The 13,490-nt window shown below is 60.0% G+C and carries 12 protein-coding genes; 9 read left to right on the top strand and 3 right to left on the bottom strand.

Features of this window, described 5'->3' with window-relative positions; all coding sequences use genetic code 11:
- The coding region (locus tag QM600_RS12005; protein WP_502942951.1) for a DUF7927 domain-containing protein at window positions 1-1,543 on the top strand (1,543 nt) is incomplete at its 5' end.
- Window positions 1,544-1,697: 154 nt separating this feature from the next.
- On the top strand, window positions 1,698-2,444 hold the full coding sequence (locus QM600_RS12000; protein WP_283261682.1) for a glycoside hydrolase family 25 protein: 747 nt from the start codon (window positions 1,698-1,700) through the stop codon (window positions 2,442-2,444).
- 81 nt (window positions 2,445-2,525) lie between these two features.
- Here the strand turns inward: QM600_RS12000 and QM600_RS11995 are convergent, their stop codons facing one another.
- Window positions 2,526-4,613 (bottom strand): PhoX family protein, encoded by a 2,088-nt coding sequence (locus tag QM600_RS11995; RefSeq protein ID WP_283261681.1) that lies wholly within the window; start codon window positions 4,611-4,613, stop codon window positions 2,526-2,528.
- A gap of 211 nt (window positions 4,614-4,824) precedes the next feature.
- Between QM600_RS11995 and QM600_RS11990 the strand changes: the two genes are divergently transcribed.
- Genes QM600_RS11990 through QM600_RS11970 form a run of 5 tightly spaced genes read left to right on the top strand, consistent with a single transcriptional unit; the run spans window position 4,825 to window position 8,544 of the window.
- Entirely contained in the window at window positions 4,825-5,061 is a 237-nt protein-coding gene (locus QM600_RS11990; protein ID WP_283261680.1) for a hypothetical protein, read from the top strand.
- A complete protein-coding gene (locus QM600_RS11985) occupies window positions 5,058-5,996 on the top strand; it encodes an ABC transporter ATP-binding protein (protein ID WP_283261679.1) in 939 nt (312 codons plus the stop codon). The genes QM600_RS11990 and QM600_RS11985 overlap by 4 nt, the downstream gene beginning before the upstream one ends.
- Window positions 5,993-6,772, top strand: coding sequence for an ABC transporter permease (locus QM600_RS11980; protein ID WP_283261678.1), 780 nt, complete (start codon window positions 5,993-5,995; stop codon window positions 6,770-6,772). Before QM600_RS11985 ends, QM600_RS11980 begins: the two co-directional genes overlap by 4 nt.
- 21 nt (window positions 6,773-6,793) lie before the next feature.
- The gene (locus QM600_RS11975) at window positions 6,794-7,933 is read left to right on the top strand and encodes a sensor histidine kinase (protein WP_283261677.1); all 1,140 of its coding nucleotides are present in this window, start codon (window positions 6,794-6,796) and stop codon (window positions 7,931-7,933) included.
- Window positions 7,930-8,544 carry a response regulator transcription factor gene (locus QM600_RS11970; protein WP_283261676.1) on the top strand — a complete coding sequence of 205 codons (615 nt, stop codon included), beginning with the start codon at window positions 7,930-7,932 and terminating at the stop codon, window positions 8,542-8,544. Before QM600_RS11975 ends, QM600_RS11970 begins: the two co-directional genes overlap by 4 nt.
- An 11-nt stretch (window positions 8,545-8,555) precedes the next feature.
- Here the strand turns inward: QM600_RS11970 and QM600_RS11965 are convergent, their stop codons facing one another.
- Both QM600_RS11965 and QM600_RS11960 read right to left on the bottom strand, forming a co-directional pair.
- Window positions 8,556-9,299, bottom strand: a complete 744-nt coding sequence (locus QM600_RS11965; protein WP_283261675.1) for an amino acid ABC transporter ATP-binding protein — start codon at window positions 9,297-9,299, stop codon at window positions 8,556-8,558.
- Between the two features lie 4 nt (window positions 9,300-9,303).
- Complete coding sequence (locus QM600_RS11960) at window positions 9,304-11,115, bottom strand: ABC transporter substrate-binding protein/permease (RefSeq protein WP_283261674.1); 1,812 nt, start codon at window positions 11,113-11,115, stop codon at window positions 9,304-9,306.
- A 191-nt stretch (window positions 11,116-11,306) separates the two neighbouring features.
- On the opposite strand from QM600_RS11960, the gene QM600_RS11955 reads away from it, so the two are divergent.
- Window positions 11,307-11,942 (top strand): TetR/AcrR family transcriptional regulator C-terminal domain-containing protein, encoded by a 636-nt coding sequence (locus tag QM600_RS11955; protein ID WP_283261673.1) that lies wholly within the window; start codon window positions 11,307-11,309, stop codon window positions 11,940-11,942.
- Window positions 11,943-11,980: 38 nt separating this feature from the next.
- Window positions 11,981-13,486, top strand: a complete 1,506-nt coding sequence (locus QM600_RS11950) for a class I adenylate-forming enzyme family protein (RefSeq protein ID WP_283261672.1) — start codon at window positions 11,981-11,983, stop codon at window positions 13,484-13,486.
- The last annotated feature ends 4 nt before the right edge of the window (window positions 13,487-13,490 follow it).

Here is a 13,490-nt window from a genome sequence, read left to right as displayed (position 1 = left end):
TCCTCCGGTCACCTGTGATCCGTTGACTCAGATCTGCACGGAGAACCCGGTTGTCCAGCCGAACCTGGTTGTGACCAAGACTGCTGATCCGGCTACGACGACTTCGGTTGTCGCGGGTCAGAAGATCGAGTACACGCTCACCTTCAAGAACGACGGAACCGGTCCTGCGGCAGTCGATTACACCGACTTCCTGAGCAAGGTTCTCGACGATGCGACTGTGACGGATCAGCCGGTGTCCTCGGATGCTGCGTTGATTGCAGATCAGATCGCCAACGAGCAGTTCCGTGTTCACGGCACTGTTGCCGGCGGCGCGACTGTGACGGTCAAGTACTCGGTCACGGTCAATGCCGATGGTGCTCGTGGTGATGACAAGCTCGACAACTTCGTGGTCAAGCAGGATCCGACCACGCCGACGGAGCCTCCGGTTCCGCCGACCGAGTGTGTGACCGGTGATGCATTGTGCACCACGCATCCCGTGGATGGCACACCCGCTATCGAGGTACTGAAGTCCTCTGACCCGGCCACCACGACCCATGTGGCTGCCGACGACGAGATCAAGTACACGCTCACATTCAAGAACGTGGGCACGGCAGCAGGACAGATCGATTTCTTCGACGATCTGACTGACGTCCTCGATGATGCGACGGTCACGATCAACCCGGCGACTGCAGATTCCACTCTGCTGGTCTCCGCGATCGCGGACAAGAAGTTCACTGTCACAGGTGAACTTGCAGCGGGTGCAACTGCGACGGTGACGTACACCGTCAAGGTCAATGCTGCGATTGGTACCGAGACGGGCACCGGAATCAACCCCGGTGTTCTGATCAACTACCTGGTGGTTGGTGGCGAGAACCCGCCGACCGAGTGTGTTCCGGGTAACGCTCTGTGCACCGAGCATCCGGTGGATCCGCCGACGACCACCACTACGGTGCCGCCGACGACCACTACGACGCCTCCGGTGACAACGGAACCGTGTGTGATTCCGACGACTACCACTGCGGTGACATCGTCGACGACCACCACGTCTGCTGCGACGACATCGGAAAGCTCCACGGACGTAACATCTACGGAGACAACGGAATCCACCAGCACCACGGTGGAGACCAGCACGGAGGAGACAACTACCTCCGAGGAAACCGTGGATCCGTGTGCCCCGACGACAACCACGCCGCCGGTGACGACGGATCCGACCACAACGAACCCGACCACAACGGTTCCGCCGGTTACGACGACGGTTCCGGTTACGCCGACGATCATTATTCCGCCGATCGTGATCGTTCCGCCGGTTGTTGTTCCTCCTGTGGTTGTTGTTCCGCCGGTGAATCCGGGTCAGCCGGTCAACCCCGGTCAGCCGGTCAGCCCCGGTCAGCCGAAGCCGACGACCGCTGCACCTAAGGGTGGAACGATCAACTCCGGTGGCGGCGCTGGCGAGAGTGGCGTAGATACCACCTTGCTGGTCGCTGGTGGACTGGTTCTGATGTTGGGACTGGGTACCGGAATTGTTCTCCTGATGCGCAAGCGTCGCGAGGAGGGCGAAGACTGATCCTTATGAGGGTCTGATGTAAACGATGTGGGGCAGGTCGCAGTTCGTAGGCGACCTGCCCCACAGTCATTTCCGAAGCAGCCATTCCGTTACTCGTGTATGAACCTTCTCCGATTAGCCGACAAAACAGACTCGATGCTCTTACCCTCGATGAATGGCCATGCGACGGATCGTCAGGAAACTGAGCAAGTTCACACCGATCGTGATGGCTGCGGCCATCGCATTGACTGCCCCGGGGCTCGCTGCCGCGGATGCTCCGCGAGGGCCCGATGTTTCGTCCTGGCAGCACGTGAATGGTGTGGGGATCGACTGGTTCCAGGTCAAGGCGTCGGGGCATGAGTTCGCGATGGTCAAGGCCACAGAGTCGTTGAACTACGTGAATCCGTATTTCATTCAGGATTGCCTGCGTATGAGGACGGCCGGCGTTGCACGCGGCGCGTACCACTACGCCGACGTGACTCAGTCACCTGAGGCCCAGGCGGCGTTCTATTCAGCGATGGTCCTGGGGATCAACGGTCCGGGGGATCTGCCTCCGGTCTTGGATCTCGAGGACGGAAAAGGTCTGCCGGCTTTCCAGGTGATCGACTGGACGCACCGGTACCTGAATACGGTCCAGACACTAACCGGGCGTCAGCCGATCATCTACACGTATCCGAACTTTTGGCGTACACAGATGGCCAACACCACGGAGTTCAACAACTACCCGTTGTGGATTGCCGATTACAACGGACAGAATGCTCCGGGCCCGTTGCCGGGTGGTTGGTCGAACTGGACGTTCTGGCAGTACACGAGCACCGGACGCATCCCCGGCATCGAGGGGAACACGGACATCAATGTCTACAGCGGGGCTCAGGGTGATTTCGGTCGTTACTCCAACAGTGTGGGGTTCGGCAGCAGCTAGTGTCATGGAAATCTGAAGTAAATGGCTTGGGGCAGATCACAATTCGTAGGCGATCTGCCCCAAATCAATTCTGACGAAGTGTTACGAACCGATCCGTGAACCGTCCTTCTTCCACGCCGCAATCACCGACGGGCGAGGCTGCGACGACCCACCGTCAGGCCAGTGCGATGCCGGGTTTTCGACGCTGGCGCCATCGGTCTCACCGGGATGCTGGACGCACACGATGACACGCTTATCGTCGACGATGGGGCCGCAGGTCTCGGCTCCGATGGGAACGGTGAGGAACTGCTTTGTCTCGCCACGATTTTCGCCTTCAAGAACAACGCTGAACAGTCCGTCGTTGGACTTCAGTGCATTGCCGTCTGTAGAGATCCACAGGTTGCCGTGCGGATCGAAAGCAAGGTTGTCGGGGCAGGAGATGGGGCTGACCTTGCTCTTGTCGAAGCCGCCGAAGTAGGTGTCGGCGGTAGTCGGATCTCCGCACACGAGAAGGAGATTCCAGTCGAAGGTGGTTCCGGCGTGGTTGTCCGTGATCTCGAGGACTTGACCGTTCTTGTTGTTGTTGCGCGGGTTCGGCTCGTCGGCTGCAGCGCCGCCGTCCACGCCGCGTTTGGTGTTGTTGGTCAGTGCCACATACACTTTGCCGCTCTTCGGGTTCGCTTCGAAGTCCTCAGGGCGGTCCATCTTGGTTGCGCCGACTTTGTCGCCGGCCTGGCGGGTGAATACGGCTACCTCTTCGGCGCTCATGCCGTCGACCAGTGATTCGCCCTTGCCGTCTTCGCCGGTGCGCAAGATGGCAACCCACTCGCCACTACCGTCGAACTTACCGTCGGCGGGAAGCTTTCCGGTTCCGTCGATCTCGGCCGTCGAGTTTCCACTGAGCTTGGCGACGTACAGCGTCCCGGCGTCGAGCAGTGTCAAGTTGTGGCGCATGGCCGCCTGACTCTTGCCGTCCTGCATCTTTCGGCTGGAGACGAACTTGTACATGTAGTCGAAGCGTTCGTCGTCGCCGCTGTAGGCGACAACTGTTCCGTCGGCAGCGATGTAGATGGTTGCTGCTTCGTGCTTGAAGCGGCCGAGTGCGGTGTGCTTGACGGGGGTCGACGTCGGATCCCACGGGTCGACCTCGACGACGTAGCCGAAGCGGTTCACTTCGTTGGGCTCTGCCACCAGATCGAAGCGCTTGTCGAATCGTTCCCACTTGCGCTCGGAGGCGCCGCCGGCGAGGCCGTAGCGCTTCAAGCGGGCTGCGACAACAGGATCGGTCACGGCTTCGGCATTCGCGAAGTACTGGTTGAAGTTCTCTTCGCCGGAAAGAACGGTGCCCCAAGGAGTTACGCCACCCGAGCAATTGTTGAGGGTGCCCAGGACTTTGGTGCCGGTGGGATCTGCGCTGGTCTTGAGGAAATCGCTGCCGGCCGCGGGGCCGGTGACGGCAAACTCTGTGGTTGCGGTGATGCGACGGTTGTTGGACCCGATCTCGGGAGCCAGCTTGCCGCTGCCGGATTCGCCCTTGACCTGCACGACCGAAAGTCCGTGGCTGGCCCAGCCGATCTTGACCTGCTCTTCGGTGGGATTCTGGGCGTCGTATCCACGGAACATTGCGGGCTCGGTGGAGTACTCGTGATTGACCACCAACAGGTAGGTGTTGGGTGATCCGTCGACGGGGAGCAATCCGGCGAAGTCGTTGTTGAAGCCGAACTGAAGTTCCTGTGCTGCGGCAGTCTGCTTTTCGAAGTCGAAAGCGGGAGCTCCGGCGAGTACAGCGTCGCCCCAGCGGATCACGACGCCCTCTTCGTAGCCGGCGGGGACAGTGACTGCGTCCGCTTTGTTGGGGGCGACGGCGGCGAAGTTGGTACCCGCAGGCGCGGTGCCTGTGCTGCCACTATTGCTGCCCGCAGAGCCGGTGCCCGGTGCTGCTTCTGCGGCCCCGTCGGTACAGGCGACAAGCGCGCTACCGGCGCCCACTGCCAGAACTGCCATGCCACTTCCGCGCAGCATTCCGCGTCGGCTCAGAGCCGTGCGGGCGATATCGCGGAAGTACTCGCCCTGCGAGTTGTTGGGTACCTCGTGCGAGCAGGCATTCCCGCACTTGTACTGGCACGTGATCGACGCGCGTGAAGACATGCCGTCATGTTTGACGAACAAAGCCAAAGGCTTGATAGCCACGTGAACTCCCGAGTTTCGATGTACAGACTCGGGAACCGTAGAAGCCTTAAGCAAGGGTAAAGGAACGTAAATATGAACGGGAGAACAACGAGGTGAACCTAACCGTGTAATTCACCCATGACATTTGTCATCGCTCACCTATGAGGGTGTCACCTCAACCGATGACACCACGTACTGTTTTCGATCGATTGCTCCGACAAAGCTTGGAAGCATGAGAGAACCACACGAAGGAACCTTCCTGACCGACCTGATGGAGTTCGGCCCCGCACCGACGCTGGGCCGCGAACTCGTGGTGATCGTGCTCAACGTTGCGGTCCTGGCGGTGTTGTTCGCGATTGTCGGGCCGACCCCGGTGGTCTGGATCGCGATAGCCGTGATCGGCGTTGCCATGGGAGTTCGATTCCTGATCGGGCTGCGCGGGTGGAACCGAGCGGCGGCGCAGCGATGAAGGGCGATCCGATAATCGCGGTGGACGGCATGTCCCGGCGATACGGTTCGGGGAAGGATTCGTTCTACGCAGTCCGTGATCTGGACCTGACAGTCGGCGAAGGTCAACTGTTCGGGCTCCTCGGAACAAATGGTGCCGGAAAGACTTCCAGCCTCGAAGTGATTCAAGGGCTTTCGCGCGCTACCGAGGGAACAGTAAGTGTTCTGGGTATGGATCCGGTGCGTCAGCGCAAGGACCTTCGGCCGAGCGTGGGCATCATGCTCCAAAAAGGTGGATTACCACAGGATCTCACCGCACGTGAGAGCCTGTCGATGTGGGCGGGAACCTGCACGAACCCGCTACCAGTCGACGACGTGCTCGAGCGAGTAGACATGCGCGATCGCAGTGAGACTCGTGTGAAGTTCCTTTCCGGCGGCGAAGCGCGTCGACTGGACTTGGCCTGCGCGATCATCGGTCAACCGCTGGTGCTGTTCCTGGACGAGCCGACGACTGGACTCGACCCCGAAAGTCGTCGTAACACCTGGCAATTGATCGCTCACCTGAAGGCATCGGGTGTCACGATCATGTTGACGACGCACTACCTCGACGAGGCGGAGTCTCTGTGTGACCAGTTGGCGATCATGCACCGGGGTTCGGTAGTGCGCAGTGGGACGGTTGCCGAGGTGGTTGCTGATCATCCGGCTCAGATCAAGGTGAACCGGCCGACTCTTGCGCTTCCTGTCCTGTCGGGCACCGAGATGCATACCGAAAACGACAGTGTTGTCATCACGACCGCCACAGTGCAGGAAACACTCACCGAACTCCTGGTATGGGCGCAGCGAAACAACGTGACCTTGTCCGGATTGGATGCTCGGGCTGCTTCGCTGGAAACCGTATTTCTTTCCATTGCAGATCAATTCGATCATCATGTGAACCTCGAAGGGGCGTCGGCATGAACCGTATAGCAACACTTTCCCGCGCAGAGTTCAAACTTCTGGGCCGAAACCGGCTGTTGCTCTTCAATGCGATCGTCCTGCCCCTGATCTTCCCCATCGGAATGCTGATCCTCTCCCGTGACGACGGACTGCCCGATACTGCGGTGTCGTCGGGCCTGGAAACCTTTGCGCTGTTCCTGCTCGTTTTCGTCGTTTTCTACAACCTGCTGTCGGTGTACTCCACGCGGCGTGACGAATTGGTGCTCAAGCGACTGCGCACCGGAGAGTGCAGTGACGCTGAAATTCTGGCCGGCCCCGCCGTCCCGTCGTGGGTTTTGACGGGGCTGTTGACGGTGATCGTCGGTATTGCGGTCGTCGTTCTAGGTGGCCGCGCACCGGTCAATCCCATCCTGCTGCTCGTGGCGTTCATCGGGGGTGCTGCAGTGTTCACCGCATTGGCGCTCATCACGTCGGCGGTGACTCGCAATGCCGAGGCAGCGCAGATCACGTGCATGCCGATCCTCATTCTGGCAACCGCGGGTATGTCGAGTATCAGAAATGTCCTGCCGGACAACATCGCTCGTGTCCTCGACTTCACGCCGATGGCGGCAGTCCTGGACCTCGTGAATCTGGGATGGGTAGGGCGTACGTCATCCGAACTGACCGAAACCGGTGCGGCGGCAAGTTTTGTGGACACTTTCGGATCAGCTGGTCAACCGCTGCTCGTCATGGTGGCGTGGATCGTCGGGTCCGTGTTGATCGCCAACGTGCACTTCCGCTGGGAACCGCGTTCGTAGAATTCTGAGAAGGTAGTGAGCATGATCGCGCAAAACTTCGGACACTGGAATCCGACACGGACATGGCGAACTGCGTCGAATGTCGACAAGGTTCGCCTCTACACGCGCCAGTCGTTTTTTGCGATATGTTTGTTCTTTGGTGGTTTCGGAGTTTTCACCGAGGTGATGGCGGATCAGTATCTGGTGGCGGTCTTCCTCGGAATCAGCGCGGTGGCCGCCGTCGTCACCATTGCCCGGATTCCGGACCTGGGCGGCGTTGTAACGGAACCGGTTCGGATTCCGCTGGCGGTGATGACTGTGGCCGCGCTCGCCGCGACAGGAATTGCGGTGGTACACGGCGATTCAGGCCCCTACTTCTGGCTCGCCGCTGTAGTCGCCGTACCTTTCGCGGCCTTGGTCGAACTGCGGTTTCTGATCCTGGGAGCAACGGCGATAGCCGTCGGCTTCGTGATTGCCGGGCGAGCCGACATCGGTGCCTTCGTGGCCAGCGCTGTCGCATTTATGACCGTGACGGTGCTGATGTCCGTGTGGCTTCTGCGGATGGTCACCGAACTCGACGAGGCACGAGGGGCGGCAGCGGCGCTCTCTGTAGCCGAAGAGCGCCTACGCTTTTCGCGTGATCTTCACGATGTGGTGGGACGCGCGCTGTCGGCCATTGCAGTGAAAAGTGATCTGGCAGCTACATTGTCGCGTCGCGGCGACGATCGTGCAGCTCAGCAGATGGACGAAGTTCGAGATCTGGCGCAGGAATCCCTCGTCGAAGCGCGAGAATTGGTTCGTGGTTATCGATCCATTGCACTGGCGTCGGAACTGGCGGGAGCACGCTCATTGCTCGAGGCCGCCGGGATTTCCACCGACATACATGGATCCGCTGATGCGTTGCCGATCGAATTCGCCGAAACCGCAGCCTGGGTTGTTCGCGAAGGAGTCACGAACATCCTGCGACACTCTTCCGCCCAGACTGCCGTCATCGAAGTGACCGATGCATCGGTCTCGATCGTCAACGACGGCGTCGGACAACAACAGGTTAGCGACGGTACGGGTTTGAACGGACTGCGTGAGCGCGTCGAGGCCGTAGGTGGCACGCTGGAAGTGACGCGCGACGACGAACGTTTCACGCTCACCACACACTTTTCACACCCGACGAAGGAGTCTCGGTGACCGAGTCGATCAAAGTACTGCTTGCCGACGACGAGAATCTCATCCGCTCTGCACTGGCGATGATGCTCTCACTCGAGGACGACATCGTTGTTGTGGCGGAAGCGGAGTCGGGTGAAGCGGCCGTCGTCGCCGCGACGGAATTTCGGCCCGATGTGGCTGTTCTGGATCTTCAGATGGTCGGTATCGACGGGATCGAATCGGCGCAGGAGATCGCGCGGGCAGTTCCGTCGTGTGCTTCGATCATCGTGACGAGCCACGGCCGTCCGGGTTACCTGAAAAAGGCACTCGCGGCGGGTGTCCGAGGATTTCTGCCCAAGACAACCTCCGCAACTACTCTCGCCGAAGTTGTTCGCAGCGTTCATTCCGGGGGACGGTACGTCGACCCGTCCCTGGCCGCAGAGGCCATCGGGGCTGGAGACTCACCGCTCACCCCGCGCGAAGCAGATGTGCTCGAATATGCGGCCGATGGAGCCTCGATCGAGCAGATAGCTTCCCGCGCACACCTGTCGGCGGGGACCACGCGCAACTACTTGTCTTCGGCCGTCACCAAACTCGGTGCGGCAAATCGACATGAAGCAGCGGTGGTCGCCCGCCGGCAGGGTTGGATTTAGGCTGGCGGCCCTTACAGCACCTGCGACAAGAATACCTGCAATCGTTCCGTTTCCGGGTCATCGAAAAGCTGCTCCGGCGTGCCTGTTTCGACAACCGCGCCGCGATCCATGAACAGCACCTTGTCGGAAACCGAACGCGCGAAGCCCATTTCGTGGGTCACGACAACCATCGTCATGCCAGATTTTGCGAGGTCCGCCATCAGCGCCAACACTCCCTTGACCAGTTCGGGATCCAGGGCTGAGGTAGCTTCGTCGAAGAACATGACCTCGGGCTTCATGGCCAATGCCCGGGCGATGGCCACTCGCTGCTGCTGACCGCCGGACAGATTGCCCGGACGTGAATCAGCCTTCTCCCGCAGGCCCACCAACTCGAGTTGCTCGAGGGCTAACGATCGCGCTGCCTCCTTGGACAATCCCTTGAGCTTGTTGGGGCCCAAAGCAATATTCTCGGCAACCGTCTTGTGGGGGAACAGATTGAAGTGCTGAAACACCATGCCGATGCGCTGACGCAACTGATCCGGATTATCGTGCAGCACAGACTTTCCGCCGAGCAGTACGTCGCCCTGCTCGGGCTCGTGCAGGCGGTTCAGTACGCGTAGGAGCGTCGACTTCCCCGAGCCCGACGGCCCGATCACGGTCACAGTATTGCCGGCGTCGACGTGCAGGTTGACGCCGCGAAGCACCTTGTTGGCCCCGAAGGACAGGTGCAGATCCTGGCCCGTGAGGGATACGGATTTCAGTTCTGAGCTGGTCATGTCGTCAGCCCCTTTCCACGACGATGGACTGCTCGAGCGGATCCAACGTGCCGGAAGTATCGGCGCGCCCCGTTCGGAGTCGATGGTCGATGTAGTTGACGAGGTGTGTCAGCGGGATCGTCAGAGCGAGATAGAACAGACCGGCCGCGACCAGTGGGGACAAGCTGCCGGTTTGGGCATTGAGGTCGCGTCCGACGGCAAAGAGTTCACGCTGAGTGACGAGCAAACCGAGGAAGTAGATCAGTGACGAGTCCTTGATCAGCGAGATGAACTGATTCATCAGAGCGGGCAAAACGCGTCGTACGCCCTGTGGAATGACCACCAGCGACATGGACTTGCGGTAGCTGAAGCCCAAGGCGCGAGAAGCCTCGAGCTGACCCGGCTCGACGCTCTGGATGCCGGATCGGAAAATCTCACCGATATATGCCGACGCGAGCAACGACAGCGCCGCGACTCCCAGCCAGTACGGATTGCTTCCGGTGATGCCCTTGACGATGGGGCCGACGCCCAAGCCGATGATCAAGATGATGACGACGGCAGGCAACCCGCGGAAAATGTCGGTGTAGATGCGGGCCGGCCAACGAAGCCAACGAGTTCGCGAGAGTCCGGCGACGGCCAGCAGCATGCCCAAAACAGTGCCGATGACACCTGACGCAAGGGCCAGGACAAGGGTGTTGGGAAGACCGGTCTTGAGTAGATCGGGGAAGGCCTTCTTGTACAACTCCCAGTTGAAGAACGTGTCTTTGAGCTGATCGAATGTTGATTTGGGTTGGTAAGTCACAGTCTCGGTCCCATCGGCCGGATTTGCCGCTGCGATCGCCGCGAAGTCCGGCAGGTCCGGTGTAACCGCTGCCTTGGATCCTGGCTTCCAACCTTCGGGAAGCTCACGCGGAACCCACTCGGAGTACAGCTGAGCCCACGTGCCGTCGTCGATGACGGCATCCAGGCCCGAGTTGAGGGCGTCGATCAGCGGCTGATTTTCCTTGTTCACAGCCCAGCCGACGAAGTTGTTGACGGAAAATGTGTTTTCGATGATGGAGGTGGGATCACCTGGTGCGACAGTGCCTTCGGCCTGCTGCGACGGCGCGATCCAGGCGTCGATCTGGCCGGTTTTGAGGTTCGCGTAGGCGGTCGCGTAGTCAGGGAACTTCACCGGATCGAGCTTCAAAGTGTTGACGACGTAGTCATCCTGAACCGTGCCCTGCACGACCCCGATGCGCGTTGACGCATTCAGATCGCCGAAGCCGGTGATGGGACTTCCGTTGGGAACAACAAGAGAGAAGTAGCCGAAGTCGTAGCCGTTGGTGAAGCCGACGGTATTACGACGCTCGTCGGTCGTCGTGATGGAGGAGGATCCGACGTCGAAGCGTCGGCCGGCAACCTGGGAGAGCAGTCCGGCAAATTCGGTGCCGACGAACTCCACCTTCAGTCCCAGCTTGTCGGCCACGGCTTTGAGCAGTTCGTTGTCGTATCCGGTGTACTGATTCTCGGAGTTGACGCAGATGCTCGGAGGCGCGTCGCCGAGAGTGCCGACGGTGATGACTCCGGGTTTGATCAGGTTCAGTTTCGAGGTGTCGATCTGATCGATCGGGGTGACGGTGGCTGTGGTGTACCGGTCTTCGGCACCTGCTCCGGAGGCCGCATCGAGGTTAGTGGGCGCCGCTGTCGCCGCACCTACTCCCGGTGGTGCGCAGTGATCTGTCGAGGCTGTGGGCGAATCGGAGCTACTCGAGCACGCTGACACGGTCAGTGCCAGCAAAGCGATGAGAAGCAGCACCACCACTGCGCGGATCTTCGCTGAGACGGAGGAAAACATGCGAAGAGCGTAGTCCTAAAGTTAGCTGGACCTCGGGGTGGAACTAATACCACGATTCGGACTTGATGCGCTTGCGCTGCGGTCACGGGTTCAAATCCGCGTGATCGCAAGTATCGCAGGGTAGGGGAATTGCTTGCCATCCAAACAACGTCAAGTTATTGTTTGTCATACAAACAAGTAGGAGTGCGTTGATGGCCACCGAGGCAGTACCGGCAGCGCGTGCGACGCGTGAATCCGGCAAGCAAACCCGCCAGGCACTTTTCGACGCGGCCACTGCACTGTTTCTCGAGCACGGCGAGTGCGTGTCCATCGCCCAGATTTGCGCTGCCGCCGGTGCCCACCCCAACCAAGTGACGTACTACTACGGCTCCAAAGAAAAGCTCTTTGTCGAGGTTGCCTGCTCCGCCGTCCTCCGCGTCGGCAAGCGAGCAGAGATCGATGCCGCCGACGCCCACACCGTCGGGGACTACACCGAGAAGCTGGTGGGTTCCCTACTCGGTCCGGGGGCTCCGAGCGTCGAAATTTTTGTCGAAGCCATGATCATGACGGGCCGCCGCGGCGAACTGCGCGCGCTCATCTCCGATACCTTGCGGACGCTGCATGCCTCGGGTGAAACCGCTTTGCTCCGCACTTTGGTCCGCACCGGTTGGCAACTGCGTGCGGGCATCGACGTCGAATCGAAGGCCTTCTGGTCTGCGATCTTCGGCCTCGTCATCCAGAAGACGGCCACCGGCGAGAGTTTCGGCTACTCGCTCGAGGAAGCGGTTGCCGTCATCTTCGCCACCCTTCAGATCCCTGACGCCGTACTCAACAGCTCAATGGATTGAATCTCCTTTCCCGACAAGAACTTCTAAGGATCTTCCAGATGAACATCGTTCGTGTATTCGACAGCAATGTCACCAAGTCGCCGGACAAACCGTTCTTGATCTCGGGCGGCCGGGGGCACACGTATCAGCAGGTTTACGACGGAAGCCGTCGTGCTGCCGGGTATCTGGCAACTCTGGGTGTCAAGCACGGCGACCGAGTTGCGTTGATGTGCTTCAACACTCCGGGTTTTGTGTACGCGATGCTCGGCGCTTGGCGTCTGGGCGCCGTTGTGGTTCCGATCAATCACAAGATGCAGACACCTGAAGTTGCGTACGTTCTCGAACACGCGAAGGTGTCGGTGTGTGTTTTCGACGGTGAACTGGCGCCGATTGTCAGCCGCCTCGAAACGACGACCAAGCTGGTCAGTACTGACTCCGCAGTCAAGGGCTTCGAATTCTTCGACGACGCCATTGTTGTTGCCGACGCAGTGGACGGCATCGAGATCGACGAAAACGATCCCGCTGAAATCCTCTACACCTCGGGCACCACCGGCGCACCCAAGGGTTGCGTGCACAGTCACCGGAATGTAGTGGGAGTAGCCATCACTGCCGGTCTGGCAGTCTCGACCACTCGCGACGAACGACTGCTGATGGCCGTGCCCATCTGGCACGCCTCACCACTGAACAACTGGTTCATGTCGACGCTGTACATGGGTGGAACCATTGTTCTGCTGCGCGAATACCATCCGGTCAAGTTCCTGGAAACGGTTCAGGAACAGCGGATTACGTTGTGCTTCGGTCCGCCCGTCATCTACACCACCGCGCTCAACATGGTGCCGAATTTTGCCGACTACAACCTCGGTAGCGTCCGCGCCTGGCTGTACGGCGGCGGTCCCATCGGTGCCGATGTTGCACGGCGACTAGTGAATTCATACGGTACCACCGAGTTCCGTCAGGTGTACGGCATGACCGAAACCGGCCCCGTCGGAACGGTGTTGTACCCCGAAGAGCAGTTGACCAAGGCTGGCTCCATCGGAAAGTTTGCACTCGCTGCTGTGGATCTGCGTCTGGTGGGTGAAGACGGCAAAGACGTTGCACCCGAGCAGATCGGCGAGATCTGGTTGCGTGCCGACACCGTCATGCAGGGCTACCTTGACGATCCCGAAGCCACCGCTGCAGCCTTCGCGGACGGCGGTTGGTACCGCACCGGCGATCTCGCTCGTGCCGATTCAGACGGATACCTCTTCATCGTGGACCGCGCCAAGGACATGATCATCACCGGCGGCGAGAACGTCTACTCCAAGGAAGTGGAAGACGTGATCTCGGGTCACCCCGACGTGATCGATGTGGCCGTAGTCGGAAAGCCCAACGTGGAGTGGGGCGAAACCGTTGTTGCGCACGTTGTGTGGCGCGAACCCGGCGTCATCGATGCCGACCACATCAAGGCCTATCTCTCGGACAAACTGGCACGCTACAAGATTCCGCGTGAAGTTGTCTTCACGTCGGTTCTCCCGCGTACGCCCACCGGCAAGATCCAGAAGCACCTCATCCGCAGTGCGAGCTGAAAGG

This window comes from Rhodococcus sp. IEGM 1379 (genome assembly GCF_030056815.1).
GTDB lineage: Bacteria > Actinomycetota > Actinomycetes > Mycobacteriales > Mycobacteriaceae > Rhodococcus_F.
The sequence above is the reverse complement of the archived record's forward strand: the minus strand, read 5'-3'. Positions and strand labels throughout refer to the sequence as shown.

Excerpts from the sequence above, each read along its gene's own strand:
- QM600_RS11975 (WP_283261677.1), top strand. The coding sequence starts at position 6,794 with ATGATCGCGCAAAACTTCGGACACTGGAATCCGACACGGACATGGCGA.
- QM600_RS11965 (WP_283261675.1), bottom strand. The coding sequence starts at position 9,299 with ATGACCAGCTCAGAACTGAAATCCGTATCCCTCACGGGCCAGGATCTG.
- QM600_RS11980 (WP_283261678.1), top strand. The coding sequence starts at position 5,993 with ATGAACCGTATAGCAACACTTTCCCGCGCAGAGTTCAAACTTCTGGGC.
- QM600_RS11955 (WP_283261673.1), top strand. The coding sequence starts at position 11,307 with ATGGCCACCGAGGCAGTACCGGCAGCGCGTGCGACGCGTGAATCCGGC.
- QM600_RS11990 (WP_283261680.1), top strand. The coding sequence starts at position 4,825 with ATGAGAGAACCACACGAAGGAACCTTCCTGACCGACCTGATGGAGTTC.
- QM600_RS11950 (WP_283261672.1), top strand. The coding sequence starts at position 11,981 with ATGAACATCGTTCGTGTATTCGACAGCAATGTCACCAAGTCGCCGGAC.
- QM600_RS11960 (WP_283261674.1), bottom strand. The coding sequence starts at position 11,115 with ATGTTTTCCTCCGTCTCAGCGAAGATCCGCGCAGTGGTGGTGCTGCTT.
- QM600_RS11985 (WP_283261679.1), top strand. The coding sequence starts at position 5,058 with ATGAAGGGCGATCCGATAATCGCGGTGGACGGCATGTCCCGGCGATAC.
- QM600_RS12000 (WP_283261682.1), top strand. The coding sequence starts at position 1,698 with ATGGCCATGCGACGGATCGTCAGGAAACTGAGCAAGTTCACACCGATC.